Source organism: Streptomyces sp. NPDC002868, from assembly GCF_055563295.1.
In genome coordinates this window covers 326509-352920 of the sequence record NZ_JBVHDR010000003.1, presented here as the reverse complement: position 1 = coordinate 352920, position 26412 = coordinate 326509, and the positions used below count along the sequence as shown (strand labels likewise).

At 70.5% G+C, this 26412-nt stretch carries 28 protein-coding genes; 22 read left to right on the top strand and 6 right to left on the bottom strand.

Annotated features, from left to right (window positions below):
- Positions 1-77: 77 nt before the first annotated feature.
- Complete coding sequence (dnaE, locus tag ACZ3H8_RS12345) at positions 78-3617, top strand: DNA polymerase III subunit alpha (RefSeq protein WP_467400631.1); 3540 nt, start codon at positions 78-80, stop codon at positions 3615-3617.
- Positions 3618-3723: 106 nt separating this feature from the next.
- On the opposite strand, the gene ACZ3H8_RS12340 is transcribed toward dnaE, so the two are convergent.
- Positions 3724-3903, bottom strand: a complete 180-nt coding sequence (locus ACZ3H8_RS12340) for a hypothetical protein (protein ID WP_307664060.1) — start codon at positions 3901-3903, stop codon at positions 3724-3726.
- A gap of 252 nt (positions 3904-4155) precedes the next feature.
- On the opposite strand from ACZ3H8_RS12340, the gene ACZ3H8_RS12335 reads away from it, so the two are divergent.
- The 4 genes from ACZ3H8_RS12335 to ACZ3H8_RS12320 are packed head-to-tail and all read left to right on the top strand — an operon-like array spanning position 4156 to position 7912.
- Positions 4156-5388 carry an NYN domain-containing protein gene (locus ACZ3H8_RS12335; RefSeq protein ID WP_467400628.1) on the top strand — a complete coding sequence of 411 codons (1233 nt, stop codon included), beginning with the start codon at positions 4156-4158 and terminating at the stop codon, positions 5386-5388.
- 37 nt (positions 5389-5425) lie between these two features.
- The gene (locus tag ACZ3H8_RS12330) at positions 5426-6400 is read left to right on the top strand and encodes an ABC transporter ATP-binding protein (RefSeq protein ID WP_467401282.1); all 975 of its coding nucleotides are present in this window, start codon (positions 5426-5428) and stop codon (positions 6398-6400) included.
- Positions 6397-7221 carry an ABC transporter permease gene (locus ACZ3H8_RS12325; protein ID WP_467400626.1) on the top strand — a complete coding sequence of 275 codons (825 nt, stop codon included), beginning with the start codon at positions 6397-6399 and terminating at the stop codon, positions 7219-7221. Before ACZ3H8_RS12330 ends, ACZ3H8_RS12325 begins: the two co-directional genes overlap by 4 nt.
- Positions 7222-7255: 34 nt before the next feature.
- Positions 7256-7912 carry an ABC transporter permease gene (locus ACZ3H8_RS12320; RefSeq protein ID WP_467400624.1) on the top strand — a complete coding sequence of 219 codons (657 nt, stop codon included), beginning with the start codon at positions 7256-7258 and terminating at the stop codon, positions 7910-7912.
- A 489-nt stretch (positions 7913-8401) separates the two neighbouring features.
- Here ACZ3H8_RS12320 and ybaK read toward each other — a convergent pair whose 3' ends face one another.
- From ybaK to ACZ3H8_RS12300, 4 genes are all read right to left on the bottom strand, one after another.
- A complete protein-coding gene (gene ybaK, locus ACZ3H8_RS12315) occupies positions 8402-8896 on the bottom strand; it encodes a Cys-tRNA(Pro) deacylase (RefSeq protein ID WP_467400622.1) in 495 nt (164 codons plus the stop codon).
- A 15-nt stretch (positions 8897-8911) separates the two neighbouring features.
- Entirely contained in the window at positions 8912-9658 is a 747-nt protein-coding gene (locus tag ACZ3H8_RS12310; RefSeq protein ID WP_398987863.1) for an LON peptidase substrate-binding domain-containing protein, read from the bottom strand.
- Between the two features lie 2 nt (positions 9659-9660).
- Positions 9661-10683: a hypothetical protein gene (locus ACZ3H8_RS12305; protein ID WP_467400620.1), complete on the bottom strand. Its 1023-nt coding sequence runs from the start codon at positions 10681-10683 to the stop codon at positions 9661-9663.
- Between the two features lie 102 nt (positions 10684-10785).
- Positions 10786-12387 (bottom strand): oxidoreductase, encoded by a 1602-nt coding sequence (locus ACZ3H8_RS12300; RefSeq protein WP_467400618.1) that lies wholly within the window; start codon positions 12385-12387, stop codon positions 10786-10788.
- 148 nt (positions 12388-12535) lie between these two features.
- On the opposite strand from ACZ3H8_RS12300, the gene hisD reads away from it, so the two are divergent.
- The 8 genes from hisD to hisF all read left to right on the top strand — a co-directional run bounded on the left by hisD (position 12536) and on the right by hisF (position 18347).
- Positions 12536-13867, top strand: a complete 1332-nt coding sequence (gene hisD, locus ACZ3H8_RS12295; RefSeq protein WP_467400616.1) for a histidinol dehydrogenase — start codon at positions 12536-12538, stop codon at positions 13865-13867.
- Positions 13864-14970, top strand: a complete 1107-nt coding sequence (locus ACZ3H8_RS12290) for a histidinol-phosphate transaminase (protein WP_467400614.1) — start codon at positions 13864-13866, stop codon at positions 14968-14970. Before hisD ends, ACZ3H8_RS12290 begins: the two co-directional genes overlap by 4 nt.
- A complete protein-coding gene (hisB, locus tag ACZ3H8_RS12285; RefSeq protein WP_307664069.1) occupies positions 14967-15560 on the top strand; it encodes an imidazoleglycerol-phosphate dehydratase HisB in 594 nt (197 codons plus the stop codon). Before ACZ3H8_RS12290 ends, hisB begins: the two co-directional genes overlap by 4 nt.
- Positions 15561-15657: 97 nt before the next feature.
- Positions 15658-15825 (top strand): hypothetical protein, encoded by a 168-nt coding sequence (locus ACZ3H8_RS12280; protein ID WP_467400611.1) that lies wholly within the window; start codon positions 15658-15660, stop codon positions 15823-15825.
- Complete coding sequence (hisH, locus tag ACZ3H8_RS12275; RefSeq protein ID WP_467400608.1) at positions 15822-16463, top strand: imidazole glycerol phosphate synthase subunit HisH; 642 nt, start codon at positions 15822-15824, stop codon at positions 16461-16463. Before ACZ3H8_RS12280 ends, hisH begins: the two co-directional genes overlap by 4 nt.
- Positions 16463-17188, top strand: a complete 726-nt coding sequence (priA, locus tag ACZ3H8_RS12270) for a bifunctional 1-(5-phosphoribosyl)-5-((5-phosphoribosylamino)methylideneamino)imidazole-4-carboxamide isomerase/phosphoribosylanthranilate isomerase PriA (protein ID WP_467400605.1) — start codon at positions 16463-16465, stop codon at positions 17186-17188. The genes hisH and priA overlap by 1 nt, the downstream gene beginning before the upstream one ends.
- Positions 17185-17595 (top strand): RidA family protein, encoded by a 411-nt coding sequence (locus ACZ3H8_RS12265; protein WP_467400603.1) that lies wholly within the window; start codon positions 17185-17187, stop codon positions 17593-17595. The genes priA and ACZ3H8_RS12265 overlap by 4 nt, the downstream gene beginning before the upstream one ends.
- The gene (gene hisF, locus ACZ3H8_RS12260) at positions 17592-18347 is read left to right on the top strand and encodes an imidazole glycerol phosphate synthase subunit HisF (RefSeq protein ID WP_467400601.1); all 756 of its coding nucleotides are present in this window, start codon (positions 17592-17594) and stop codon (positions 18345-18347) included. Before ACZ3H8_RS12265 ends, hisF begins: the two co-directional genes overlap by 4 nt.
- 94 nt (positions 18348-18441) lie before the next feature.
- Here hisF and ACZ3H8_RS12255 read toward each other — a convergent pair whose 3' ends face one another.
- Positions 18442-19077: a TIGR03085 family metal-binding protein gene (locus ACZ3H8_RS12255; RefSeq protein ID WP_467400598.1), complete on the bottom strand. Its 636-nt coding sequence runs from the start codon at positions 19075-19077 to the stop codon at positions 18442-18444.
- 84 nt (positions 19078-19161) lie between these two features.
- On the opposite strand from ACZ3H8_RS12255, the gene hisI reads away from it, so the two are divergent.
- The 9 genes from hisI to trpA all read left to right on the top strand — a co-directional run bounded on the left by hisI (position 19162) and on the right by trpA (position 26356).
- Positions 19162-19527, top strand: a complete 366-nt coding sequence (gene hisI / locus ACZ3H8_RS12250; protein WP_467400596.1) for a phosphoribosyl-AMP cyclohydrolase — start codon at positions 19162-19164, stop codon at positions 19525-19527.
- A gap of 11 nt (positions 19528-19538) precedes the next feature.
- A complete protein-coding gene (locus tag ACZ3H8_RS12245; protein ID WP_467400593.1) occupies positions 19539-21023 on the top strand; it encodes an anthranilate synthase component I in 1485 nt (494 codons plus the stop codon).
- A gap of 17 nt (positions 21024-21040) precedes the next feature.
- A complete protein-coding gene (locus ACZ3H8_RS12240; protein WP_467400591.1) occupies positions 21041-21685 on the top strand; it encodes a TIGR02234 family membrane protein in 645 nt (214 codons plus the stop codon).
- A gap of 110 nt (positions 21686-21795) precedes the next feature.
- Positions 21796-22107 (top strand): HGxxPAAW family protein, encoded by a 312-nt coding sequence (locus ACZ3H8_RS12235; protein ID WP_467400589.1) that lies wholly within the window; start codon positions 21796-21798, stop codon positions 22105-22107.
- Positions 22108-22227: 120 nt separating this feature from the next.
- Positions 22228-22665, top strand: a complete 438-nt coding sequence (locus tag ACZ3H8_RS12230; RefSeq protein WP_467401281.1) for a DUF2752 domain-containing protein — start codon at positions 22228-22230, stop codon at positions 22663-22665.
- Positions 22666-22816: 151 nt separating this feature from the next.
- Positions 22817-23626: an indole-3-glycerol phosphate synthase TrpC gene (gene trpC / locus ACZ3H8_RS12225; RefSeq protein WP_356232845.1), complete on the top strand. Its 810-nt coding sequence runs from the start codon at positions 22817-22819 to the stop codon at positions 23624-23626.
- An 8-nt stretch (positions 23627-23634) separates the two neighbouring features.
- On the top strand, positions 23635-23907 hold the full coding sequence (gene trpM / locus ACZ3H8_RS12220) for a tryptophan biosynthesis modulator TrpM (protein ID WP_467400586.1): 273 nt from the start codon (positions 23635-23637) through the stop codon (positions 23905-23907).
- Between the two features lie 338 nt (positions 23908-24245).
- Positions 24246-25544, top strand: a complete 1299-nt coding sequence (gene trpB / locus ACZ3H8_RS12215; RefSeq protein ID WP_467400584.1) for a tryptophan synthase subunit beta — start codon at positions 24246-24248, stop codon at positions 25542-25544.
- Positions 25541-26356, top strand: a complete 816-nt coding sequence (trpA, locus tag ACZ3H8_RS12210) for a tryptophan synthase subunit alpha (protein WP_467400582.1) — start codon at positions 25541-25543, stop codon at positions 26354-26356. The genes trpB and trpA overlap by 4 nt, the downstream gene beginning before the upstream one ends.
- Positions 26357-26412 lie beyond the last annotated feature (56 nt).

The following is a 26412-nucleotide window of genomic DNA, read 5'->3' as shown; positions in this document are numbered from 1 at the left end:
CCAAGACGTAGACTTCCAGGCTGTCCACCCAGACTGTCCGCATCCTGTCACCCACCGTTCTCCGGAGGCATTCCGCCGTGGCCAAGCCGCCTTTCACGCACCTTCACGTCCACACGCAGTACTCCCTGCTGGACGGTGCCGCGCGGCTCAAGGACATGTTCAATGCCTGCAATGAGATGGGCATGACCCACATCGCCATGACGGACCATGGCAACCTCCACGGGGCGTACGACTTCTTCCACTCGGCGAAGAAGGCGGACGTCACGCCCATCATCGGCATCGAGGCGTACGTCGCCCCCGAGTCCCGGCGGAACAAGCGGAAGATCCAGTGGGGCCAGCCGCACCAGAAACGGGACGACGTCTCCGGTTCGGGTGGTTACACCCACAAGACGATCTGGGCGGCCAACAAGACCGGTCTGCACAACCTCTTCCGGCTCTCCTCCGACGCGTATGCCGAGGGCTGGCTGCAGAAGTGGCCGCGTATGGACAAGGAGACCATCGCCCAGTGGTCGGAGGGGCTCATCGCCTCCACCGGCTGCCCCTCGGGCGAACTCCAGACCCGGCTGCGCCTCGGCCAGTTCGACGAGGCCCTCAAGGCCGCCTCCGAGTACCAGGACATCTTCGGCAAGGACAAGTATTTCCTGGAGCTGATGGACCACGGCATCGAGATCGAGCGCCGGGTGCGCGACGGCCTGCTGGAGATCGGCAAGAAGCTCGGCATCCCGCCGATCGTCACCAATGACTCGCACTACACCTACGCCGACGAGGCCGGCGCGCATGACGCGCTGCTGTGCATCCAGACCGGCAAGAACCTCTCGGACCCCGACCGCTTCCGCTTCGACGGCACCGGCTACTACCTGAAGTCCACGGACGAGATGTACGCCGTGGACTCCTCGGACGCCTGGCAGGAGGGCTGCGCCAACACCCTCCTGGTCGCGCAGCAGATCGACACCGAGGGCTGGTTCCAGGAGCGGAACCTGATGCCGAAGTTCGAGGTGCCCGAGGGCTACACCGAGGTGACCTGGTTCCGCGAGGAGACCCTGCGCGGCATGGCCCGGCGCTACCCGGGCGGCATCCCGGACGACCGGCTCAAGCAGGTCGAGTACGAGATGGGCATCATCATCGACATGGGCTTCCCGGGGTACTTCCTCGTGGTGGCCGACTTCATCATGTGGGCCAAGAACAACGGCATCGCGGTGGGCCCCGGCCGAGGTTCCGCGGCCGGTTCGATCGTCGCGTACGCCATGGGCATCACCGACCTCGACCCGATCGAGCACGGACTGATCTTCGAGCGCTTCCTCAACCCCGAGCGCATCTCCATGCCCGATGTCGACATCGACTTCGACGAGCGCCGGCGCGGTGAGGTGATCAGGTACGTCACCGAGAAGTACGGCGCCGACAAGGTCGCCATGATCGGCACGTACGGCAAGATCAAGGCGAAGAACGCCATCAAGGACTCCGCGCGGGTGCTCGGCTACCCGTACGCGATGGGCGACCGGCTCACCAAGGCGATGCCCGCCGACGTCCTCGGCAAGGGCATCGACCTCAACGGCATCACCGACCCCAAGCACCCCCGCTACAGCGAGGCGGGCGAGATCCGGGGGATGTACGAGAACGAGCCGGACGTGAAGAAGGTCATCGACACCGCCAAGGGCGTCGAGGGACTGGTCCGGCAGATGGGTGTGCACGCAGCCGGCGTGATCATGTCCAGCGAGCCGATCGTCGACCACGCGCCGATCTGGGTGCGGCACACCGACGGCGTGACCATCACGCAGTGGGACTATCCGCAGTGCGAGTCGCTGGGCCTGCTGAAAATGGACTTCCTCGGCCTGCGCAACCTCACGATCATGGACGACGCCGTCAAGATGGTGAAGTCCAACAAGGGCGTCGACCTGGAGCTGCTCTCCGTCCCGCTCGACGACCCCAAGACGTACGAACTGCTCTGCCGCGGTGACACGCTCGGCGTCTTCCAGTTCGACGGCGGCCCGATGCGTTCGCTGCTGCGGCTGATGAAGCCCGACAACTTCGAGGACATTTCCGCCGTCTCGGCCCTGTACCGGCCGGGCCCGATGGGCATGAACTCGCACACGAACTACGCGCTCCGCAAGAACGGCCAGCAGGAGATCACGCCGATCCACCCGGAGCTGGAGGAGCCTCTCAAGGAGGTCCTCGGCGTCACCTACGGCCTGATCGTCTACCAGGAGCAGGTGCAGAAGGCCGCCCAGATCATCGCGGGGTACTCGCTCGGCGAGGCCGACATCCTCCGCCGCGTGATGGGCAAGAAGAAGCCCGAGGAGCTGGCGAAGAACTTCGTTCTGTTCCAGGAAGGCGCCCGCAAGAACAAGTACTCGGACAAGGCGATCCAGGCGCTGTGGGACGTGCTGGTCCCGTTCGCCGGATACGCGTTCAACAAGGCGCACTCCTCGGCGTACGGCCTGGTCACCTACTGGACCGCATATCTCAAGGCGAACTACCCCGCCGAGTACATGGCCGCGCTGCTCACCTCGGTGAAGGACGACAAGGACAAGTCCGCGGTCTATCTGAACGAATGCCGCCGCATGGGCATCAAGGTGCTGCCGCCCAATGTGAACGACTCGCAGTCGAACTTCGCCGCGCAGGGCGACGAGGTGATCCTCTTCGGCCTCTCCGCCGTGCGGAACGTCGGCACGAACGTCGTGGACTCGATCATCCGCAGCCGCAAGTCCAAGGGGAAGTACACCTCCTTCCCGGACTTCCTCGACAAGGTCGAGGCCGTCGTCTGCAACAAGCGGACCGTCGAATCGCTCATCAAGGCCGGCGCCTTCGACGAGATGGGCCACACCCGCAAGGGCCTGGTCGCCCACCACGAGCCGATGATCGACAACGTGGTGGCGGTCAAGCGCAAGGAGGCCGAGGGGCAGTTCGACCTGTTCGGCGGGATGGGCGACGAGGAGAGTGACGAGCCGGGCTTCGGGCTCGACGTCGAGTTCTCCGACGTCGAGTGGGACAAGTCGTATCTGCTCGCGCAGGAACGCGAGATGCTCGGCCTCTATGTCTCCGACCACCCGCTCTTCGGCATCGAGCATGTCCTGAGCGACAAGACGGACGCCGCGATCTCCCAGCTCACCGGAGGTGAGCACGCCGACGGCGCGGTCGTCACCATCGGCGGAATCATTTCCGGCCTGCAGCGCAAGATGACCAAGCAGGGCAACGCCTGGGCGATCGCGACGGTCGAGGACCTGGCGGGCTCCATCGAGTGCATGTTCTTCCCGGCGACCTATCAGCTGGTGTCGACGCAGCTCGTCGAGGACACCGTGGTCTTCGTCAAGGGACGTCTCGACAAGCGCGAGGACATCCCGCGGCTGGTCGCCATGGAGCTGATGGTCCCGGACCTCTCGTCGGCCGGCACGAACGCCCCGGTGGTCGTCACCATCCCGACGGTGAAGGTGACGCCGCCGATGATCAGCAGGCTCGGTGAGATCCTCAGCCACCACAAGGGCAACACCGAGGTACGGATCAAGCTCCAGGGCCCCCGCAAGACCACGGTGCTCCGGCTCGACCGGCACCGCGTGCAGCCGGACCCGGCGCTCTTCGGCGATCTGAAGGTGCTGCTCGGCCCGTCCTGCCTGGCCGGCTAGCGCCGATACGCACATACGCCGCAAGGGGCGCGCCCGTCGTCACGGGCGCGCCCCTTGCGTCTTTTTTGCTGCTCGTCTTTTACGGCTCGTCTTTTTTACGGCGCGATCAGTTGTGGCCGAAGCGCCGCTGGTGCTTACGGGCAACGTCCGCGGGGCTGCCCTGAGCCTGGGACTGGGGCTGCGCATGGGACTCGTATGCGGTCGACTTGGCCTGCTCGCCGCCGCGCTCCGCGGCCGGCGAACGGTCCTGTTGACCACCCTGCTTGCGATTCTTGTTCTTGGCCATGGTGATGCCTCCTGTGGGGATTCTCGGGGCCAGGGCCGCTGTCAGACTCACATATGCGATGAAGCGCCGCATTTTGGATCATTGCGGTGCGTAAAGGGCGCTTGTCGCGCCTCGGACCAGGGTTCCGCCACGCCGATGATCGAGTTCCGGCCGTTAACCCTCCCGTGGTCGGGCAGACTCGAAGGAAACCCGGAACAATCCCCGATCCGGACCCTTCTCCGATCCCCAAGTTCCCGAAAGAGGGTGGAACGCGTGGACCGCTGCGTTGTCCTGGTGGACGCCGGATATCTGCTGGGCGCCGCCGCGAGTCTTCTCGCCGGGGAACCGGCGCGTTCCCGCATCACCGTCGACCACGCCGCCCTCATCCAGGGCCTGCGCGAACTCGCCGAGGCCGATACCGAGCGCCCGCTGCTGCGCATCTACTGGTTCGACGGCGCCCCCGACCGCGTACCGCAGCCCGAACACCGGCGGCTGCGCGTCATGCCGCGGGTGACGGTCCGGCTGGGCGCACTGACCCGCAGCGACGGCCGCTGGGCACAGAAGGGCGTGGATGCGGCCATGCACGCCGAGCTCACCGAGCTGGCCAGAAATCGCGCTTGCTCCGACGTCGTGCTGGTGACCGGCGACGGAGACCTGCTGCCCGGTCTGATGTCCGCCAAGGAGCACGGCGTCGCCGTCCACCTCTGGGCCGTGCAGGCCGCCGACGGCGACTACAACCAGTCCGAGGACCTGGTCGCCGAGGCGGACGAGCGACGGGTGCTCGACCGGGCCTGGATCACCCGGGCCGTACGGGCCAAGGAGCTCACCGGCATCTGCGCCCCGCAGCCCGCACCCGGCCCCGAGATCGCCGCGATCCTCTCCGCGCCGCTGCCCGAGTCTGCGCTCGCCGCCTCGCAGGAGCGCGCCGCCGACGCCGTACGGAACGGCTCGCAGCCGGCCCCCACCGAGAACGGCGCCGAGTCGATCCCCGCCCCTGCCGCGTCCAAGGGCGTTCCCACCCCCAAGGACCTGGCGGGCCTGCGCGCCCCCGGCCAGCACCCCGCGCCGCATCCGGCGAGCGCCACTCTGCGCTGGTCCTCCGACAAGGGCTGGGTCGAGCGGGCCGGCGGCGGGGCGCTCGGCGAGCCGCCCGAGACCGCGTCCCTGCCGACCCTCGCCCAACTCACCAGCGCCGAGCAGCGCTGGGCCGACCGCGAGGAGGACATCACCACGGTCGGCGGCGACCCCTTCGAGGTCGGCCAGGTCTTCGCGCGGCGCTGGATGGAACGGCTGCCGGAGGCCGGCCATGTGCAGAAGCTGTCCACCATGTACCCGCGGATCCCGCACCGCATCGACGGCGAACTGCTGCGGTACGCAGCGCGCTTCGGGCTCCTCGCGCACAAGGACGACCAGATCGACGAGCACGACCGCTATGCGATCCGGGCCGGATTCTGGCGTGAGATCGACGTACGGGCTGCCGCGGAACACGCCCCCGCGGGGGAGTAGTCCCCCCGACCCCTTAGGCTCGTCCCTTGTGAGTACGGTGTGCGTGGTGCGGGAGCTGGTCAAGACGTACCCCGCCGCGCGCGGTCGCCGAGGCACCCCCGGGACGCCCGAGGTGCGTGCCACTGACGGGATTTCGCTGGTGGTGCGGCGTGGCGAGATCTTCGGTCTGCTCGGGCCCAACGGCGCCGGCAAGTCCACCCTCGTACGACAGCTCACCGGGCTGATGCGCCCGGACGCCGGCAGCGTCGAGGTGCTGGGCCACGATCTTGTACGCCACCCGGAGCGGGCCTCCCGGCTCATCGGCTACCTCGGGCAGGAGTCCACCGCGCTCGACGAGCTGACCGTCGCGCTCGCCGCCGAGACGACCGGGCGACTGCGCGGGCTTTCCCTGCGGGACGCGCGGGCCGAGCGGGACGACGTACTGGAGGAGCTCGGGCTGACCGGGCTCGCCGCGCGCCCCCTGAAGAAACTCTCGGGCGGACAGCGGCGGCTGGCCTGCTTCGCGGCGACGCTCGTGGGCGAGCGCCCGGTGCTGGTGCTGGACGAGCCGACCACCGGCATGGACCCCGTCGCGCGGCGTGCGGTCTGGGCCGCGGTCGACCGGCGGCGGGCGGAGAACGGCGCGACCGTCCTGCTCGTCACCCACAACGTCATCGAGGCCGAGACCGTACTCGACCGGGTTGCCGTGCTGGAACGGGGCCGCGTCATCGCCTGCGACACCCCGGCCGGGCTCAAGGAACGGGTCGCCGGCGAGGTGCGGGTCGAGCTGGTGTGGCGCGAGCGGGCGCCGCTGGACGTGCCCGAGGTCACCGCGCTGCGCGGGTCCGCACAGGAGCAAGGGCGCCGTTGGGTGCTCAGACTCGCGCCCGACGAGGCGCGGGCGGCGGTCGCGGCGGTGACGGGTGGCGCGGCGTTCGCGGCGCTCGACGACTTCACCGTGGCCACGCCGAGCCTCGAGGACGTGTACTTGGCGCTCGGCGGGAACGCGACGAAGGGGCTGGTCAAGGCGTGAGCATCGTGCCCGCGGAGGCGGTGGCCGAACAGATCAGGGTGGCCGGCAGGGCAGCGGTGGTGGATGCCTCGCCGCTCGCGCCGCGCGCGCGGCTGCTGCCCTCGCTCGCCGCCGTGTACCGCGCGCAGCTGTCGCGGGCGCGGGTCGCCCGGATCCCGCTGCTCTTCGTGGCGACCTTCCAGTCGATCGGGATCATGGTCCTGATGCGCGGGGTCGTCGACGGGGGTGCGGAGGCGCGGGCCGTCGTCGCCGGGTCGAGCGTTCTCGTCGTCGCCTTCGTCGCGCTCAATCTCCTCGCGCAGTACTTCGGGCAGCTGCGGGCCAGCGGCGGCCTCGACCACTACGCCACGCTGCCGGTGCCGCCGGCCGCGGTGGTGCTCGGTGCGGCCGGTGCGTACGCCTCCTTCACCGTGCCCGGCACGGTCGTCACCGCCGTCGTCGGCAGCGTCCTCTTCCAGCTGCCTCTGACGCATCTATGGGTGCTCGCCGCGGTCATCCCGCTGTCCGGCGCCGCCCTCGCCGGTCTTGGCGCGGCGCTCGGTCTGCTCGCGCCGCGCCAGGAACTGGCCACGCTGCTCGGGCAGTTGGGTATGTCCGCGGCGCTGCTGCTCGGTGTGCTGCCGGCCGACAGGCTGCCCGGGCCGGTCTCGTACGCCCGTGATCTGCTGCCCTCCACGTACGGCGTCGAGGCCCTCGCGCGGACCTTCGACGCGCGTCCGGACTGGGCGGTCGTCGGGCTGGACCTCGCGGTCTGCGCCTTGGTGGGTGTCGTCTCGCTGACGGTCGCGACGTGGGCGTACCGGCGGGCGGCAGTCCGGTGAGGCACCGTCCCGACACGCCTGGCACGATGGCGGGGTGACCGCACCTCTGACTCCGCCTCACCAGCCTTCGCCGAACAATGACCCGTGGCAGTCGCCGCCGACCGGGCCGGGACCCTTGTACGCCAAGGGCGCGGAGGATGACCCGGACCTGAAGACGGACCTGCGGGACGCGGCCGTGGTGCTGGTGGCCGTGACGATTCTGGGCGTGGCGCTGGGGCTGCTGTGGCTGTGGCTGGCGCCGCGGGTGCCGCTGATCTCGAACGACAAGGCGGTCTTCCTCAAGGACACGGAGGGAGAGGAAGCCGTGGGCGCGGACGGAACGTTCGTGCTGCTGGCACTCGCCTTCGGCGCGGTGAGCGCGGCGGCGGTCTTCTGGATCCGCAGGCGCGGGGGGATCGCGCTGGTGGTGGCGCTGGCGCTGGGCGGCCTGCTGGGGTCGCTGCTGGCGTGGGGGATCGGGGTGTGGTTCGGCCCGACGCATGATGTGGTCGCGCATGCGAGGGAGGCCGGCGAGGGGGTGACCTTCGACGCGTACCTGGAGCTGAGGGCGAAGGGGGCGGTGCTGGCGTGGCCGGTGGCGGCGATGGTGGTTCACCTGGCGCTGACGGCGCTGTTCGGCCCGCGGGATCCGGAGCCGGAGTGGCCGGCACCGGGGTACGGCCCGGGCCCGGGCGGCCCTGACGCGGCCTGACGCCTGCGGCGGGCTTGTTCCCCGACCCTCCCCCTACGCCCTGGCGGGCGTGGGGGGACCCCCACTTCCCGTAACTGGGGCTTCGCCCCAGACCCCGTACGCCCTTCTGGGGTCCCCCCACGCCCTCCGGGCGTAGGGGGAGTGTCCTCAATCTCCCCCAGACTTCGTCCGGGGGGACCCCCAACGGGCTTGTGTTTCCGCCCGTCCGGCGGAAACACAAGCCCGCCCGGGCAAATCCAGCCCCTCCGGCGTTTGAGGAGCGGGGTTCGGGGTTGAGCTCCGAAATCCAGCCCCTCCGGCGATTGAGGCGCGGGGGCCGGGGCGGAGCCCCGGGATCAGGCCGGGCGGCGGCCGTGGTTCGCGCGGTGCTTGCGGATGCGCCACTTGCGTTTGCGGGTGCGTTTGGACATGCCGTGTCCTCTCCGCGTACGCGCTCCCCGACAGAGCGTTCCTACGGTCGTAGCCGAGGACGGCCCCGCCGTCGACCCCCTACGCGCGCCCGATCGGCGCCAGCACCGCCGACGTCAGCGCCGCCAGGTCCGCGGGGGCCAGTTCGACCTCCAGGCCGCGGCGGCCCGCCGAGACGCAGATCGTGGGGTGCACGGACGCGGACGCGTCCAGGACCGTGCGGAGAGGTTTGCGCTGGCCCAGCGGAGAGATGCCGCCGCGGACGTAGCCCGTCGTGCGTTCCGCCGCCGCCGGGTCGGCCATCGTCGCGCGTTTGGCGCCGACCGCCGCGGCCAGCGCCTTGAGATCCAGCTGGCCCGCCACCGGGACGATCGCCACCGTCAGTTCACCGTCGACGTCCGCGACGAGGGTCTTGAAGACCCGGTCGGGGGAGACCCCGAGTGCCTGTGCCGCCTCCTCGCCGTACGAGGGCGACGCGGTGTCGTGGTCGTACGCGTGGACCGTGAAGGCCGTGCCCGCCGCGGTCAGGGCGACGGTCGCGGGCGTGCCGCCGGGCTTCTTGGGCTTCTTCGGCACCGCAGGAAACTCCTGTCAGTTGGGGCTCGTCGGCGCCCGGGTCAGATCGACCGCGGGCAGCGAAGGCAGGTGGCGGATCACCGCGGTCTCCGAACGCAGCAGGGTGAGTTCCTCACGCAGCCGGGTCGCCGTGTCCGGAGCCTGCAACAGCCGCTGCTTCGCAGGCGTGTCCAGCACCGCCGCGGCAGCGACCAGGTACGACACCACCGACGGCTCGTCCGGCAGATCCGCCCCCGTGGACAGCGACCGCTCCCGCGCGCCCGCCAGCCGCTTCTGGTAGCTGCGGAAGGCACGGAGCACGCCCTCGGCGAGGGTCCCCGCGCCGTCCCCCGACTCCTCCGGGATCTCCTCCAGTTCGGCAGTCAGATACGGGCCGCTCGCGTCGACCGAGAGGAGCTTGACCCGGGTCGTGCCCGTCGCCAGCACCTCGAAGCTGCCGTCGTCGCGCTCGCGGATCGTCGCCGCGTCCGCGATGCAGCCCACCCGGTGGAAGGCCTGGATCGGGTCGTCGCCGAAGCCCGCCGCCGGGCCGCGCTCGGGCAGCGCGGTCGGGTCCGGCATGCCGGGCGCGGTCGGCGCCACCTCGCGGCCGTCGCGGATGGCGACCACCGCGAAGCGGCGCGGCTCGGACTCGTCCGTCTTCAGCAGCTCGCGCATCATGGCGCGATAACGCTCCTCGAACACGTTCAAGGGCAGGACGAGGCCCGGGAACAGCACCGAGTTCAGCGGGAAGAGGGGGAGGCGTGCGGTCACAACGGTCAAGCCTAATGGCCGAACGACCTGCTTCGTCCGCCCCGTCCACGCACTGGCACAGCCGAGGCGATCTCGATCCGTACACCGTCCCTCGCCTCGAGGAACTGACCCAGTGGATCGTCGGAGGCATAACTCCACGGAAACGACGTCGCGTACGGGCCGATCAGCCGGAACTGCTCCAGCGCCTCGGTCCACCGCCCCCGCCCTACAAGCACGTACGCCAGCAGATTGCGCACCTCCGCGGGCCATGGATCCCCGGCCTGATAATCCGCTGAGAGCGTGATTGCGAGATCCGCCGCAGCGTCGATCCGGTCGTCCTGTACGGAGGTGGTGTCCCCGCTCAGCAGCTGCGCGAACGCCGCCCGCACCGGCAGCGCCTGCACCAGTGAGCCCGGCAGCGCGTCCGCCGCCGCCTGCTCGGCGAAGTCGAAGCACTCGCGGTGTGAGCCGTACCACTGCGCGGACAGATACTGCAGGGCCGCGACATGACAGCCGTAGTGGTGCGAGGAGCGGCGTACGGCCTGCTCCCACAGCGACTCGAATGCCGTGTGCGTGGCATGCGTGCCGCGCGCGTGGTCCAGCGAGATCCGCCACGGCACCGGATCGTGCGGATCGCCCTCCGCCGCCGCGTCGATCAGCGGACCGATCTCGCGCAGCCGCTCGGCCCTGGCCGGCGACTCCCAGGCCCTGCGGACCGCGAGCTCGGCCTTGACGACCAGTGCGTCGGGGTCGCGCGGCGCGGCGGCGAGCCAGGACGTGAGCCACTCGTCGCGGCTGTACGCGAACGCGGCGAGCCGCATCACGTACCGGTCGCGGTTCTCCCACTCGGCCGATTCACGTGTGGTCGCCAGCAGCTTGGCGGCCGGCTCGTACTCCCCGAGGGCAGCCGCGACCAGCGCCGGGCTCAGCCGCTCGTCGGGGGCGTCGAGCAGTACCGCCTCGTCGGGCGACAGGCCGTCGGCGAGCTGCGGCGTATGACGGATCATGCGCGCGGTGCGGATCAGGGCGCGGAGCAATGACATGGTGCGGACCATTGAAAACTGCAGGTAGGAGGCGCGCCAGAGGGCAGCTGTGAAGAGTTCGTAGCGGCGGAATGGTTGTCCTGGCGAAAGCCAAGAGAGCGTAAAGAAAGTGACTCAGCCGCGCCGGAGAAGGCGGGACGCGCCCGCCGCGACCGTCGTCGCGAGGATCCAGCCGAGCAGGATCAGCGCGGCCGACGCCCACTGCCAGCGGCCGTCCAGCTGCCAGTAGCCGTCCTGGCCGAGATTGATCACCGGCAGCAGCAGATCCAGGGCGTAGAGCGCGGCGTTCCACCGCGGATGCTCTTCGGGCTTGATCGGCGCCGGATCGATCTGGGAGAAGGCCACCGCGCCCGCCGCCCACAAAACCGCCATCCACAGGGCCGCCCGGCCCGGGCGGTAGCCGTACGCCACCGTCCAGTCCTGCAGATAGCCCCACAGCTTCGCGGCCAGCGGCAGCGTCTCCCGGCGGCGGCGCTGCTTGGCGAGCAGCACCTCGCGGGCGTCCGCGTCCTCACCGCTGTTGCGCAGGACGGTCGCCAGTCGTTCGTACGGCTCCGGGGAGTACTCCGGAGTCGCCGAGGCCACCCACTCCAGGCGGCGGCTGAGCGGGAACTCCTCGTACGGAACGAGGTTCTCGTAGACGAAGCCGCCCATCGCGAGGCCGCCGGGCCCCGGCCAGCTCGCCGCCAGATCGATCAGCGTCACGATCTTCGCGCCGTTCAGCACGACGCGGCCCTCCTCCGGGCGCTCCGCGTTGAAGCGCAGCTCCGGAGTGGCGATCCGGCGCAGCGACAGCTCCTCGCGCGAGCTCAGCACGAACCGCGCATGGTGCAGATCGACCGCATCGCCGAAGCGGCCGTCGTCCAGCCGCACCCCGCCGTGGCACTGGAAGGGCTGCAGCCGGGTTCCGCGCGCCGGGGTCGCGGAACCGCCGGTGCCGAACGGGGGAGTGGAGCCCTGGTTGCCCGTGGACTCGCTCACCCACGCGCCCGTCATATAGAGCGTCCGCTCCACGCTCAGCTGCGGTGCGTTCAGCGCGCGCCGCTCCCCGGCCGCGCGCAGCCGACTGCCGCGCAGGCTCAGTGAGACCCCCACCTTCGCGCCGCGCAGACTGAACTCGCCGTACGTCTCGATCAGTTCGGCCTGTAAGTCCTGGGCGACCGACATCCCGTCGGCGGTGATCGCCCGGCCCCGGCGGTCCGGCCGGACATGGATCTGGTTGATCAGCAGATCGGTGCCTATCTGCGCGTCGGTGAGCCGGATGCCGTGCTCGATGCGGCAGCGCGGCAGATGCAGATCGCCCTCGGTGCGCAGCCGGGCCGCCTCGATCCGCGGGATCGCACAGCCGACCATGCGTACGGTGGTGAAGTGCGCCTCGGGCATCAGCACTTCGCTCTCGAAGCGGCAGCCGTTCAGCTCGACGTACGGGGCGATGCTGCCGCCCGCGAGTTTGAGGGTGCCGGTGATCTGGACCCCGCGGAGCTTCAGCGCGGCGACCCGGCCGGGCTGTGCGGTGGGACCGCTGAGCAGCAGCCGGGCGACGATGGACGCGCGGACGCTGCGCTCGGGGCCCCAGGGGCGTGGGGAGAAGGGATCGTTCAGCAGGGGATTCGGGTCGCTCAGGTCGTACGTACTTCCGTTCCGGAATGCGTTCCACATGTGGAGCTCGGTCGGGCTCAGTCCATTCGGAGGCCCGTCGTCCAGCGGCTCGGTCAATGCCGCTCCTCCGCTTCATTGGTTCGTACAGCTGTTCTTCCCGCTGAGTGACGGACTGAACGCTAGTGGTCATGAACAACTTCTGGGGCCGGTATCAGCCAGTGATACGGACGACCAGCAGCGGAATCCGGTCTGAGAGAATTGCTCTGTGATCTCTCGAATCGATCTGCGTGGCGACGCTCTCCCCGAGGGTGCCGCTCTGCGCGACCTGCTGCCCCGTGCCGAGTTCGACGTGGAAGCCGCCCTGGAGAAGGTGCGGCCCATCTGCGAGGACGTGCATCATCGCGGCACGGCGGCGCTGATCGAGTACGCGGAGAAATTCGACGGTGTGAAGCTGGACCGGGTACGAGTGCCCGCAGCGGCACTCGCCGACGCCCTGGAGCAGCTCGCCCCCCAGGTCAGGGCCGCTCTGGAGGAGTCGATCCGGCGCGCCAGGATCGTGCACCGCGCGCAGCGCCGAGACGAGCACACCACTCAGGTCGTCCCCGGCGGCACCGTCACCGAGAAGTGGGTGCCGGTCGAGCGCGTCGGTCTGTACGCACCGGGCGGCCGCTCCGTCTACCCCTCCTCCGTGATCATGAACGTGGTGCCGGCGCAGGAGGCGGGCGTCGAATCCGTCGCGCTCGCGTCCCCGCCGCAGAAAGAGTTCGGCGGGCTGCCGCACCCGACGATCCTGGCCGCCTGCGCGCTGCTCGGCGTCGACGAGGTGTACGCCGCGGGCGGCGCCCAGGCCGTCGCGATGTTCGCGTACGGCACCGAGGGACCTGACGGATGCGCCCCCGCGAACATGGTGACGGGCCCCGGCAATATCTGGGTCGCCGCCGCCAAGCGGTACTTCACCGGCCGCATCGGCATCGACACCGAGGCAGGCCCGACCGAGATCGCGATCCTCGCCGACTCGGCCGCCGACCCGGTGCACGTCGCCGCCGACCTGATCAGCCAGGCAGAGCACGACCCGATGGCCGCCGCCGTGCTGGTCACCGACTCCGTGGAGCTGGCGGACGCGGTCGAGAAGGAGCTCGAGCCGCAGGTCGCGGCCACCAAGCACATCGAGGACCGGATCGTCCCGGCGCTGAGCGGCAAGCAGTCCGCGATCGTCCTGGTCGACGGCGTCGAAGAGGGCCTGCGGGTCGTCAACGCGTACGGCGCCGAGCACCTGGAGATCCAGACCGCCGACGCCGCTGCGGTCGCCGCCCGGGTCCGCAACGCCGGCGCGATCTTCGTCGGCCCGTGGGCGCCCGTCTCGCTCGGTGACTACTGCGCGGGCTCCAACCACGTCCTGCCGACCGGTGGCTGCGCCTGCCACTCCTCGGGCCTGTCCGTCCAGTCCTTCCTGCGCGGCATCCACATCGTCGACTACACGCGCGACGCGCTCGCCGAGGTGACGCACCATGTCGTCACGCTCGCCGAGGCCGAGGACCTGCCCGCGCACGGCGCCGCCCTCAAGGCACGCTTCGGATGGAAGGTGCCTCAGCAGTGACCGGAATCGACGATCTGCCCATCCGCGACGAGCTTCGCGGCAAGTCCCCGTACGGGGCGCCCCAGCTCGACGTACCCGTACAGCTGAACACCAACGAGAACCCGTACCCGCTGCCCGAGCCGCTGGTCGAGCGGATCGCCGAGCGGGTCGCGGAGGCCGCGCGCGGCCTCAACCGCTACCCCGACCGGGACGCCGTCGAACTGCGCACCGAGCTCGCCCGCTACCTCACCCGTACGGCCGGGCACGAGGTGACCCTCGCCAACGTCTGGGCCGCCAACGGCTCCAACGAGGTCATCCAACAGCTGCTCCAGACCTTCGGCGGCCCCGGCCGCAGCGCCATCGGCTTCGAGCCCTCGTACTCGATGCACGGACTCATCTCGCGCGGCACCGGCACCCACTGGATCTCGGGACCGCGCCGCGACGACTTCACGATCGACCTCGACGCGGCAGGCGAGGCCATCGCCGAGCACCGGCCGGACGTCGTCTTCATCACCTCGCCCAACAACCCGACGGGCACCGCGGTCCAGGCCGAAACCGTCCTCGCGCTGTACGAGGCCGCCCAGGCTGCCAAGCCCTCGCTGGTCGTGGTCGACGAGGCGTACGTGGAATTCAGCCACCGCCCCTCGCTGCTGCCGCTGATCGAGGGCCGGCCGAACCTCGTGGTCTCGCGCACCATGTCCAAGGCCTTCGGCGCGGCCGGTCTGCGCCTGGGCTATCTGGCCGCGCACCCCGCCGTGGTCGACGCCGTCCAGCTGGTGCGCCTGCCGTACCACCTGTCGGCCGTCACCCAGGCCACCGCGCTGGCCGCGCTGGAGTACACAGATACGCTGCTCGGGTATGTCGAGCAGCTGAAGCGTGAGCGGGACCGGCTGGTCACCGAGCTGCGTGCGATCGGCTGGGAGGTCACCGAATCGGACGCCAACTTCGTCCAGTTCGGCCGCTTCCCCGACAGCCATGAGGCCTGGCAGAAGATCCTCGACCGGGGCGTCCTGGTCCGTGACAACGGAGTGCCCGGATGGCTGCGGGTCACCGCCGGCACCCCAGAAGAGAACGACGCGTTTCTCGACGCGGTTCGTGAACTGAAGAAGGAGTACGACGCATGAGCCGCGTTGGCCGTGTCGAACGCACCACCAAGGAGACGTCAGTCGTCGTCGAGATCGACCTCGACGGCCACGGAAAGGTCGACGTGTCGACCGGGGTCGGCTTCTACGACCACATGCTCGACCAGCTCGGCCGCCACGGCCTGTTCGACCTCACCGTGAAGACCGAGGGCGATCTGCACATCGACTCGCACCACACCATCGAGGACACCGCCCTCGCGCTCGGCGCCGCCTTCAAGCAGGCGCTGGGCGACAAGGTGGGGATTTATCGATTCGGCAACTGCACCGTGCCGCTGGACGAGTCCCTCGCCCAGGTCACCGTGGACCTCTCGGGCCGCCCGTACCTCGTGCACACCGAGCCCGAGAACATGGCGCCCATGATCGGCTCGTACGACACGACCATGACCCGGCACATCTTCGAGTCCTTCGTCGCCCAGGCCCAGATCGCGCTGCACATCAACGTCCCGTACGGGCGCAACGCGCACCACATCGTGGAGTGCCAGTTCAAGGCGCTGGCCCGCGCTCTGCGGTACGCCTCCGAGCGCGACCCGCGCGCGGTGGGCATCCTCCCCTCCACGAAGGGCGCGCTGTGAGCGACGCGCGCGCGGCCGCCGGGCCGCAGGCGACAGCGATAGTGGCACCTCTGCGCCGCGCGGGCGGAGAAGCGAACCAGAAGGGCGCAGCAACCCCATGACCGGCCTCTCCACCGTTCTCATCGTCGTCGGGCTCTTCCTCGCCGGCGGTGTGTACTCCTTCTCCAAGCAGAAGATGCCCAAGGGCCTGATCGTGCTTCTCACCATCGCTTCCGTGATGTGCCTGGTCGCCGGCGTCCTGCGGATTCAGGGGATCTGGGAATGAGCACTACGAAGAAAGTCGTCGTCTTCGACTACGGATTCGGCAATGTCCGCTCCGCCGAGCGGGCGCTGGCCCGCGTCGGCGCGGACGTCGAGATCACCCGTGACTTCGACACTGCCATGAACGCCGACGGGCTCCTCGTCCCCGGCGTCGGCGCCTTCTCCGCCTGCATGGAAGGCCTCACGAAGGCCCGCGGCGAGTGGATCGTCGGCCGCCGGCTCTCCGGCGGCCGCCCGGTCATGGGCATCTGCGTCGGTATGCAGATCCTCTTCGCGCGCGGCATCGAGCACGGCGTGGAGAGCGACGGCCTCGACGAATGGCCCGGCACGGTCGGCCCGCTGAAGGCCCCGATCGTTCCCCACATGGGCTGGAACACCGTCGAAGCGCCGGCCGACAGCAAGCTCTTCGCCGGAGTCGACGCCGATGCCCGGTTCTACTTCGTGCACTCCTACGCCGTGCACGAGTGGAGCCTGGAAGTCACCAACCCCGCCATCCGCGCGCCCCAGGTCACCTGGGCCACGCACGGCGAGCGCTTTGTCGCGGCCGTCGAGAACGGCGCGCTGTGGGCGACCCAGTTCCACCCCGAGAAGTCCGGCGACGCCGGCGCCCAGCTGCTGACCAACTGGATTGAGACGCTGTAATGCCGAAGCTTGAACTCCTCCCCGCCGTCGACGTCCGCGACGGCCAGGCCGTCCGCCTCGTGCACGGCGAGTCCGGTACGGAGACGTCGTACGGCTCTCCGCTGGAGGCCGCCCTGACCTGGCAGCGCGCGGGCGCCGAGTGGCTGCACCTGGTCGACCTGGACGCGGCCTTCGGCACCGGCGACAACCGGGCGCTGATCGGCGAGGTCACCGGCGCGATGGACATCAAGGTCGAGCTCTCCGGCGGCATCCGCGACGACGCCTCGCTCGCGGCCGCGCTGGCCACCGGCTGCACCCGGGTCAACCTGGGGACGGCCGCGCTGGAGACCCCCGAGTGGGTCGCCAAGGTCATCGCCGAGCACGGCGACAAGATCGCGGTCGGCCTGGACGTACGCGGCACGACGCTGCGCGGCCGCGGCTGGACCCGCGACGGCGGCGACCTCTACGAGACGCTCGCCCGGCTCGACTCCGAGGGCTGCGCCCGCTATGTCGTCACCGACATCGCCAAGGACGGCACCCTCCAGGGCCCCAACCTGGAGCTGCTGAAGAACGTCTGCGCGGCCACCGACAAGCCGGTCGTCGCCTCCGGCGGCGTCTCCTCGCTCGACGATCTGCGGGCGATCGCCTCGCTGGTCCCCGAGGGCGTCGAGGGCGCGATCGTCGGCAAGGCGCTGTACGCGAAGGCGTTCACCCTGGAAGAGGCACTCGCGGCGGTGTCGGCATGACCGATTCAGGCTCTGATTCCGTCCGGCGTATCGGCTCGGACGGGCCGTGGGAGGAGGCCTTCGGCTACTCCCGCGCCGTCCAGCTGCCGAACGGTCTGGTCCTGGTCTCCGGCTGCACCTCGGTCGTGGGCGGCCAGATCGCCGCGGGCGGTCCCTACGAGCAGGCGGTGACCGCTTTCGGGGTCGCCTTCGACGCACTGAAGGAGCTCGGTCTCGGCCGGGAAGACGTGGTGCGTACGCGGATGTACATCACGCACGCCCGGGACGTGGACGAGGTCGGCCGCGCCCACAAGGAACTGTTCGGCGAGGTCCGTCCGGCCGCGTCGATGCTCATCGTCTCCGGCTTCGTCGACCCGAGCCTGGTCGTCGAGGTCGAGGTCGAGGCCTACCGAGGAGGTGCCGAATGACCCTCGCGGTCCGAGTCATCCCTTGCCTGGACGTGGACAACGGCCGGGTCGTCAAGGGAGTCAACTTCCAGAATCTGCGCGACGCGGGCGACCCCGTCGAGATGGCCAAGCTGTACGACGCCGAGGGCGCCGACGAGCTGACCTTCCTCGACATCACGGCCTCGTCCGGCAACCGTGAGACGACGTACGACGTGGTGCGCCGCACCGCCGAGCAGGTCTTCATCCCGCTGACCGTGGGCGGCGGGGTGCGCAGCGCCGACGACGTGGACAAGCTGCTGCGCGCCGGCGCGGACAAGGTGGGCGTGAACACCGCCGCGATCGCCCGCCCCGAGCTGATCCGCGAGATCGCTGAGCGCTTCGGCCGCCAGGTACTGGTGCTGTCGGTCGACGCGCGGCGTACTGCCGATGGCTCCTTCGAGGTCACCACGCACGGCGGCCGCAAGGGCACCGGCATCGACGCCGTCGAATGGGCGCACCGGGCCGCCGAGTTGGGCGCGGGCGAGATCCTGCTCAACTCGATGGACGCCGACGGCACGAAGGACGGCTACGACATCGAGATGATCGCGGCTGTCCGTAAGCACGTGTCCGTCCCAGTCATCGCGAGCGGCGGCGCGGGCAAGTTGGCTGACTTCCCCCCGGCCGTCGCGGCGGGCGCGGACGCGGTGCTGGCGGCCTCCGTGTTCCACTTCGGCGATCTGCGTATCTCCCAGGTCAAGGACGCCCTGCGGGAGGCGGGGCACCCCGTCCGCTGACCTGGAGGACCTGACGCCGGCATCGAGGACCTGGCGGGGCCCACCGGCTCCGGCGCGGCACCGTTGCCGTCCGCCGTACGGGTGACCGGGTGACCTACATCCCGAACGCCTCGGCCTCGTGCAGCCGGGCGATCGCGTCCTTGTCGCCCTCCAGCTCCACCCGCGCCACGTCCTGCCGTCCGAAGGCGAACATCGTCAGCTCACCCGGCTCCCCGGTCACCGTCACCACGGGGGTGCCGCGGTGGGCGACCGCCGTCTGTCCGTCCGTACGCCGCAGCACAAGCCCGACCGGCGCCTTGCGGCCCAGCAGCCTGGCCGCCTTCTCGAGGCGCGACCACAGGGCGTCCTCGAAAACCCGGTCCAGATCGCGCGGCGTCCAGTCCGGCTGGGCCCGCCGCACATCCTCGGTGTGCACATAGAACTCGACGGTGTTGGCCGCCTCGTCGAGCTGCTTGATCCCGTACGGAGACATCCGCGGCGGTCCCGTACGGATCAGCTGGATCAGCTCCTCGTACGGCTTCGAGGCGAACTCCGCCTGGACCCGTTCCAGCCGGTCCTTGAGCGCGCCGATCAGAATCCCGCCCGCCGCGTCCATCCGCCGCTCTCGCACCACCACGTGGGCGGCCAGATCGCGGGTCTTCCAGCCTTCGCACAGGGTCGGAGCATCGGGGCCCGCCGTCTCCAACAGGTCGGCGAGCAGAAGTCGTTCACGCTTGGCATGGGTCGACATGTCTGCCAGCCTACGGCGGCCGCACCGGGTCCGCCCAGTGGACGCACCGCCCGCCACCCCCGCCGGGCACGGCACAATGGCCATATGACCAGCAGTGTCCCCGCCAGCTCCCTCGATCCCGCCGTCGCCGCCCGCCTCAGGCGCAGCGCCGACGGCCTGGTTCCGGCCATCGCCCAGCAGTACGACACCGGTGAGGTGCTGATGCTCGGCTGGATGGACGACGAGGCCCTGCACCGCACCCTGACCACCGGCCGCTGCACCTACTGGTCCCGCAGCCGCCAGGAGTACTGGGTCAAGGGCGATACATCCGGCCACGTCCAGTACGTCAAGTCCGTCGCCCTGGACTGCGACGCCGACGCGGTCCTCGTCAAGGTCGACCAGGTCGGAGCCGCCTGCCACACCGGGGCCCACACCTGCTTCGACGCCGACGTGCTCCCGCTGGACCAGTAGGGTCGGGCGCCATGGATCTCGACACCTTCCGCAAGCTCGCCGCCGACCGCCGTGTCATCCCCGTCAGCCGTAAGCTCCTCGCCGACGGCGACACCCCGGTCGGGCTCTACCGCAAGCTCGCCGGCGAGCGCGAAGGCACCTTCCTCCTGGAGTCCGCCGAGAACGGCCGCTCCTGGTCCCGGTACTCCTTCATCGGCGTACGCTCCGACGCGACCCTCACCGAACGTGACGGCCGGGTGCACTGGCTCGGCACCCCGCCGGTCGGCGTCCCGGTCGACGGCGACCCCCTGCAGGCCCTGCGCGCCACCGTCGAGGCGCTGCACACCCCACGCGACCTCGCCTCCGGAATGCCGCCCTTCACCGGCGGCATGGTCGGCTATCTCGGGTACGACATCGTCCGCAGGCTGGAGAAGATCGGCCCCGGCGAGCGCGACGACCTGAAGCTCCCCGAGCTGACCATGCTGCTCACCTCCGACCTCGCCGTGCTCGACCACTGGGACGGCACCGTCCTGCTGATCGCCAACGCGATCAACCACAACGACCTCGACACCGGAGTCGACGAGGCCTACGCCGACGCCGTCGCGCGCCTGGACGCCATGGAGGCCGACCTCACACGGCCGCTGGCCTCCGCGCCCGCCGTGCTGCCGCCCTCCGAGCTGCCGGAGTTCTCCGCGCTGTGGGGCGGCGAGGACTACCAGGACGCCGTCGAGGACATCAAGGAGCGCATCCGGGCCGGCGAGGCCTTTCAGGTCGTGCCCTCCCAGCGGTTCGAAACCCCTTGTTCGGCAAGCGCGTTGGACGTCTACCGCGTGCTGCGGGCCACCAACCCCAGCCCGTACATGTACCTCTTCCGCTTCGACGGCTTCGATGTCGTCGGCTCCAGTCCCGAGGCGCTCGTCAAGGTCGAGGACGGGCGCGCCATGGTCCACCCCATCGCCGGGACCCGGCCGCGCGGCGCGACCCCGCAGGAGGACCAGGCGCTCGCCGACGAGCTGATGGCCGACCCCAAGGAGCGCGCCGAGCACCTGATGCTGGTCGACCTCGGCCGCAACGACCTGGGCCGGGTCTGCGAGCCCGGCAGCGTCGAGGTCGTCGACTTCATGTCGATCGAGCGGTACTCCCACGTCATGCACATCGTCTCGACGGTGACCGGCCAGGTCGCCCAGGGCCGTACCGCCTTCGACGTGCTGACCGCCTGCTTCCCCGCCGGCACCCTCTCCGGCGCCCCCAAGCCCCGCGCCATGCAGATCATCGACGAGCTGGAGCCCTCGCGGCGCGGACTGTACGGCGGCTGCGTCGGCTATCTCGACTTCGCCGGTGACTCCGACACCGCGATCGCCATCCGCACCGCGCTGCTGCGCGACGGCACGGCGTTCGTGCAGGCCGGAGCGGGGGTCGTGGCCGACTCGGACCCGGTCGCCGAGGACACCGAGTGCCGCAACAAGGCGGCCGCGGTGCTCCGCGCCGTACACACCGCGAACCGCCTCAACAGCTGACTGGGCGGTAAGGGATAGTGGGGTATGTGAGCGCTGTACCCGTACCCCAGCCCCGCGCCGGATCGGCATCCGCCACCGGCAGCCGCCGCAGTCTTGCCGCCGCCCTGTTCCTCGGCGCCGTCGGCGCGACCGTCGTACTGCTCGCCGCCGGCCAGGTCTGGGCCGAGGGCAGGGCAGCCGTCGGCGGCGGCACGCTGCCGCTCGACGCCCAAGGCAGCGATGTCACCGGTGTCCCGACGGCGCTCGCCATCGTCGGCCTGGCCGCCCTCGTCGCCGTCTTCGCGGTCCGCAGCGCGGGCCGGCTGCTCGTCTCCGCACTGCTCGCCCTGAGCGGGGCCGGCGCGGCGCTCGCCGCCTTCCTCGGGGCCTCCGACAGCGCGGCCCTCGACGAGAAGGCGGCGAAGACCACCGGCGACGCGGCCGCCACGGTCGAGGCACTCACCCACACCGCCTGGCCCTATGTGACCGTGGCCGGCAGCCTGCTGATCCTGCTCGCGGGCCTGTTCGCGCTGCGGTACGGCAAGCAGTGGCCCACGATGTCCGGCCGGTACGAGCGCGACGGCACCCCCCGGCCGCGCAAGGCCCCGGTCGTGGACCCGGACCGGCCCGAGGATCTGTGGAAGGCCCTGGACCGCGGCGAGGACCCGACGCGGGAAGCGTGAGACACCCCACGTCATCGCATGCCACGGCGTACGGGACAATATGCGGTGAGCGTCCGGCTCACCACAGCGCAACAGGTCACCCCAGAGCATCAGCAACGAGGAGCAAACTCATGGCGGGCAGCAGCCACGGACACACCCCGGCCGCCTGGACCGGTGTCACCATCGCCTTCATCGGCTTCTGTGTCGCAGGCGTCTTCATGGTGGCGGCCAATCCGCTCGGCTTCTGGGCCGGAGTGGCCGTGATCATCCTCGGCGGCGTCGTCGGCCTGGCCATGAAGGCCGCCGGGCTCGGTATGCCGAAGGAGTCGGAGGCCCACGTGCGGGCGAGGTCGCAGGCGGGCCAGACGCAGGTCGCCACGGCACAGCCCGCCACGGCGCAGCCCGCCACGGCACAGCCCGCCACGGCGCAGGCGTCCTCCTGACGCTGCCGTACGGCTGCACGCTGCGAGGCGCAGCCCAGCGTTGCCGGGTTGCGCCTCTCCGTATGCCTTTTTCCGTATGCGCCCTTGCGTAGCAACGGCGACAATCACGGGGTGGACGCCATGCCTTCCTCCGCCGCACCCGCCCGTGAGCCCGGCCCTGCCCCGCTCGCACGGCGACTGGCGACTCCCCTGGCCACCCTCGCCGGGGTCGCCGCGGCCTTCGCGTACGTCGGCACGGTCGACCCCAACGAACCCGGCCACTACCCGGTCTGCCCGCTGCTCCGCTTCACCGGGATCTACTGCCCGGGCTGCGGCGGGCTGCGCAGTGCCCACGCCTTCATCCACGGCGATCTGACCACCGCGCTCGGGGCCAATGCCATGGCCGTCGCGGGCTACGGAATCTTCGCCGTAGTGTGGGTGGTGTGGCTGATTCACGCCGTACGGGGCGTGCCCCTGCGGATCGCGGTCCCGTCGGCGTGGTGGTGGTCGCTCGGTGGTGTTCTGCTGGTATTCAGCGTGATCCGCAACCTGCCGTTCGGCTCGGCGCTCGCGCCGTGACTGTGCCGGGTCCGGGGGATGACCTCGGACCCGCAAAGTCCCAGGTAGTGGGACGGGCGTCAACCGGATGCGAGGCCCGGGCCCTCCTGCGGATACCATCGACATGGCTGATCCTGATCCATCTGAACCGTCCCGGAAGGGGGCCGCTCGCGTGAGTGTGCTCGACGAGATCATTGAAGGCGTGCGCGCCGACCTCGCAGAGCGGCAGGCGCGTGTGAGCCTCGACGAGCTGAAGGAGCGCGCCGCCAAGGCTCCTGCGGCCAAGGACGGCGTCGCCGCGCTGCGTGGCGAGGGCGTCCATGTGATCTGTGAGGTCAAGCGCTCCAGCCCGTCGAAGGGCGCGCTGGCCGCGATCGCCGACCCGGCCGGACTCGCCGCCGACTACGAGGCGGGCGGCGCGGCCGTCATCTCCGTACTGACCGAGCAGCGCCGCTTCGGCGGCTCGCTCGCCGACCTCGAAGCCGTCCGCGCCAGGGTGGACATCCCGGTGCTGCGCAAGGACTTCATCGTCACCGCGTACCAGCTGTGGGAGGCCAGGGCGTACGGCGCCGACCTCGTCCTGCTGATCGTCGGAGCGCTGGAGCAGGAGGCCCTGGTCTCGCTGATCGAGCGCGCCGAGTCGATCGGGCTCACCCCGTTGGTCGAGGTGCACGACGAGGACGAGGTCGAGCGCGCGGTGGAGGCCGGAGCGAAGATCATCGGCGTCAACGCCCGCGATCTGAAGACGCTGCAGGTCGACCGCTCGACGTTCGAGCGGGTCGCCCCCGAGATTCCGGCGCACATCGTCAAGATCGCCGAATCCGGTGTGCGCGGTCCGCACGACCTGATCGCCTACGCGAACGCGGGCGCCGACGCGGTGCTGGTCGGCGAGTCCCTGGTCACCGGCCGCGACCCGAAGTCGGCAGTCGCCGACCTGGTCGCCGCGGGCGCGCACCCGGCCCTGCGTCACGGGCGGAGCTGACCTTCCCCATGACCGCCGTCGGCCTTGTGGCCCCGCAGTACCGGACGCCGTCGCGTCCGGCGGCGGGCGACGTGTGCAGGACGGTCACGGCTCCCCGCGGCGCGGCGCTCGCCGCCGCGCGCGACCCGTACGCGCGGCTGGCCCGAGGCTGCAAGCCCCGAGGCTGCCGGGCCCCGGCCCGCCGGGTGCACGGCCGCCGGGTGCGGTATGTCATCGGCTCCGAGCCGGGCCAGGTCAACGGCATGCGATGGCGCGCGGTCCGCGCGTGCAACTGCCACTAGGCGATCGCCGGCGGGTGCTTTCCCCCCCGCCCCTTCCCGAACTGGGGGCAAGCCCCCAGACCCCCGTACGCCCTTCGGGCGTGTCCTCAATCGCCGTCCGGGCTTGAAGTTCCGCCCGTCCGGGCGGAACTTCAAGCCCGGACGGGCAAATCAAGCCCCGTGGGGGTCCCCCCGGACGAAGTCTGGGGGAGTTTGAGGCGCGGGGTCCGGGGCGGAGCCCCGGTTACGGGAAGGGGCGGGGTGGGGAACAACGCCCCGCCGGGCAGCCGCGCACGCGCATACCGTGTCCCTTGCACACCAGACTTCTGGGGCAACCGCCCCGACAAGGAGCATGTCGCATGTCGAGCGACTTCTTCATCCCGGACCCCGAGGGTCAAGTCCCCAGCGCCGAGGGCTACTTCGGCGCATTCGGCGGCAAGTTCATCCCCGAGGCGCTCGTCGCCGCGGTCGACGAGGTTGCCGTCGAGTACGACAAGGCCAAGGCCGACCCCGCCTTCGCCGCCGAGCTCAATGACCTGATGGTCAACTACACCGGCCGCCCCAGCGCCCTCACCGAGGTGCCCCGGTTCGCCGAGCACGCCGGCGGGGCGCGGGTCTTCCTGAAGCGGGAGGACCTCAACCACACCGGCTCGCACAAGATCAACAACGTGCTGGGCCAGGCGCTGCTCACCAAGCGCATGGGCAAGACCCGGGTCATCGCCGAGACCGGTGCCGGCCAGCACGGCGTCGCGACCGCGACCGCCTGCGCGCTCTTCGGCCTCGAGTGCACCATCTACATGGGCGAGATCGACACCCAGCGCCAGGCCCTGAACGTGGCCCGGATGCGGATGCTCGGCGCCGAGGTCATCCCGGTGGCCTCCGGCAGCCGGACCCTGAAGGACGCCATCAACGAGGCGTTCCGCGACTGGGTCGCCAACGTGGACCGTACGCACTATCTCTTCGGCACGGTCGCCGGACCGCACCCCTTCCCCGCGATGGTCCGCGACTTCCACCGCGTCATCGGCGTCGAGGCCCGCCGCCAGATCCTGGAGCGGGCCGGCCGGCTGCCGGACGCCGCCGTCGCCTGCGTCGGCGGCGGGTCCAACGCGATCGGGCTGTTCCACGCCTTCATCCCGGACGCGTCCGTACGGCTCATCGGCTGCGAGCCCGCGGGCCACGGCATCGAGTCCGGCGAGCACGCGGCCACCCTGACCGCGGGCGAGCCCGGCATCCTGCATGGTTCGCGCTCGTACGTCCTGCAGGACGAGGAGGGTCAGATCACCGAGCCGTACTCGATCTCCGCCGGACTCGACTACCCCGGCATCGGCCCCGAGCACTCGTACCTGAAGGACACCGGCCGGGCCGAGTACCGCGCGGTGACCGACGACGAGGCCATGCAGTCGCTGCTGCTGCTGTCCCGTACCGAGGGCATCATCCCGGCGATCGAGTCCGCGCACGCGCTGGCCGGTGCGCTGGAAGTCGGCCGGGAACTGGGCAAGGACGGGCTGATCGTCGTCAATCTGTCCGGCCGCGGCGACAAGGACATGGACACCGCCGCCCGTTACTTCGGGCTGTACGACAGCGAGGGGGACGCGAGGGTCGCCGCCGACGCCTCCGCGGAGAACGGCTACGCCGAGATCAGGAGGGACGCGAAGTGAGCGGCAACATCCAGCTGTTGAGCGACACCCTGGCGCAGGCCAGGAACGAGAACCGGGCCGCGCTCATCGCGTATCTCCCGGCCGGCTTCCCGACCGTCGACGGCGGTATCGAGGCGGTCAAGGCCGCCCTGGACGGCGGCGCTGACGTGGTCGAGGTCGGGCTGCCGCACAGCGACCCCGTCCTCGACGGCCCTGTCATCCAGACCGCCGACGACATCGCCCTGCGCGGTGGTGTCAAGATCGCCGACGTGATGCGTACGGTCCGCGAGGCGCACGAGGCCACCGGCAGGCCGGTCCTCGTGATGACGTACTGGAATCCCATCGACCGCTACGGCATCGAGCGCTTCACCGCCGAGCTCGCCGACGCGGGCGGCGCCGGCTGCATCCTGCCCGACCTGCCGGTCGAGGAGGCCGGCGTGTGGCGCGAGCACGCCGAGAAGCACGGCCTCGCCACGGTCTTCGTCGTCGCGCCGAGCAGCAAGGACGCCCGGCTGGCGAAGATCACGGCGGCCGGTTCCGGCTTTGTGTACGCGGCTTCGCTGATGGGCGTGACCGGCACCCGTGAGTCGGTGGGCGCGCAGGCCCAGGACCTGGTGCGGCGCACCCGTGCCACCACCGAGCTGCCGGTCTGCGTGGGCCTCGGCGTCTCCAACCCCGAGCAGGCCGCCGAGGTCGCCTCCTTCGCGGACGGCGTGATCGTCGGGTCCGCGTTTGTGAAGCGGCTCCTCGACGCACCGGACCAGGCCGCGGGCCTGGCAGCGGTGCGGGAACTGGCGGCCGAACTCGCCGAAGGCGTGCGCCGGGACGCGTAGCTCATAAGGGTGGATCTCGGACCGGGGAGGCATGCACATGCCTCCCCGGTTCGTTT

Coding starts and splice junctions, on each gene's coding strand:
- ACZ3H8_RS12230 (WP_467401281.1), top strand. CDS start 22,228: ATGCCTTCCTCCGCCGCACCCGCCCGTGAGCCCGGCCCTGCCCCGCTC.
- trpB (WP_467400584.1), top strand. CDS start 24,246: ATGTCGAGCGACTTCTTCATCCCGGACCCCGAGGGTCAAGTCCCCAGC.
- ACZ3H8_RS12265 (WP_467400603.1), top strand. CDS start 17,185: ATGACCGATTCAGGCTCTGATTCCGTCCGGCGTATCGGCTCGGACGGG.
- hisB (WP_307664069.1), top strand. CDS start 14,967: ATGAGCCGCGTTGGCCGTGTCGAACGCACCACCAAGGAGACGTCAGTC.
- ACZ3H8_RS12305 (WP_467400620.1), bottom strand. CDS start 10,683: ATGGTCCGCACCATGTCATTGCTCCGCGCCCTGATCCGCACCGCGCGC.
- ACZ3H8_RS12255 (WP_467400598.1), bottom strand. CDS start 19,077: ATGTCGACCCATGCCAAGCGTGAACGACTTCTGCTCGCCGACCTGTTG.
- priA (WP_467400605.1), top strand. CDS start 16,463: ATGCCGAAGCTTGAACTCCTCCCCGCCGTCGACGTCCGCGACGGCCAG.
- ACZ3H8_RS12235 (WP_467400589.1), top strand. CDS start 21,796: ATGGCGGGCAGCAGCCACGGACACACCCCGGCCGCCTGGACCGGTGTC.
- ACZ3H8_RS12245 (WP_467400593.1), top strand. CDS start 19,539: ATGGATCTCGACACCTTCCGCAAGCTCGCCGCCGACCGCCGTGTCATC.
- trpM (WP_467400586.1), top strand. CDS start 23,635: ATGACCGCCGTCGGCCTTGTGGCCCCGCAGTACCGGACGCCGTCGCGT.
- hisI (WP_467400596.1), top strand. CDS start 19,162: ATGACCAGCAGTGTCCCCGCCAGCTCCCTCGATCCCGCCGTCGCCGCC.
- ACZ3H8_RS12340 (WP_307664060.1), bottom strand. CDS start 3,903: ATGGCCAAGAACAAGAATCGCAAGCAGGGTGGTCAACAGGACCGTTCG.
- ACZ3H8_RS12280 (WP_467400611.1), top strand. CDS start 15,658: ATGACCGGCCTCTCCACCGTTCTCATCGTCGTCGGGCTCTTCCTCGCC.
- hisF (WP_467400601.1), top strand. CDS start 17,592: ATGACCCTCGCGGTCCGAGTCATCCCTTGCCTGGACGTGGACAACGGC.
- hisH (WP_467400608.1), top strand. CDS start 15,822: ATGAGCACTACGAAGAAAGTCGTCGTCTTCGACTACGGATTCGGCAAT.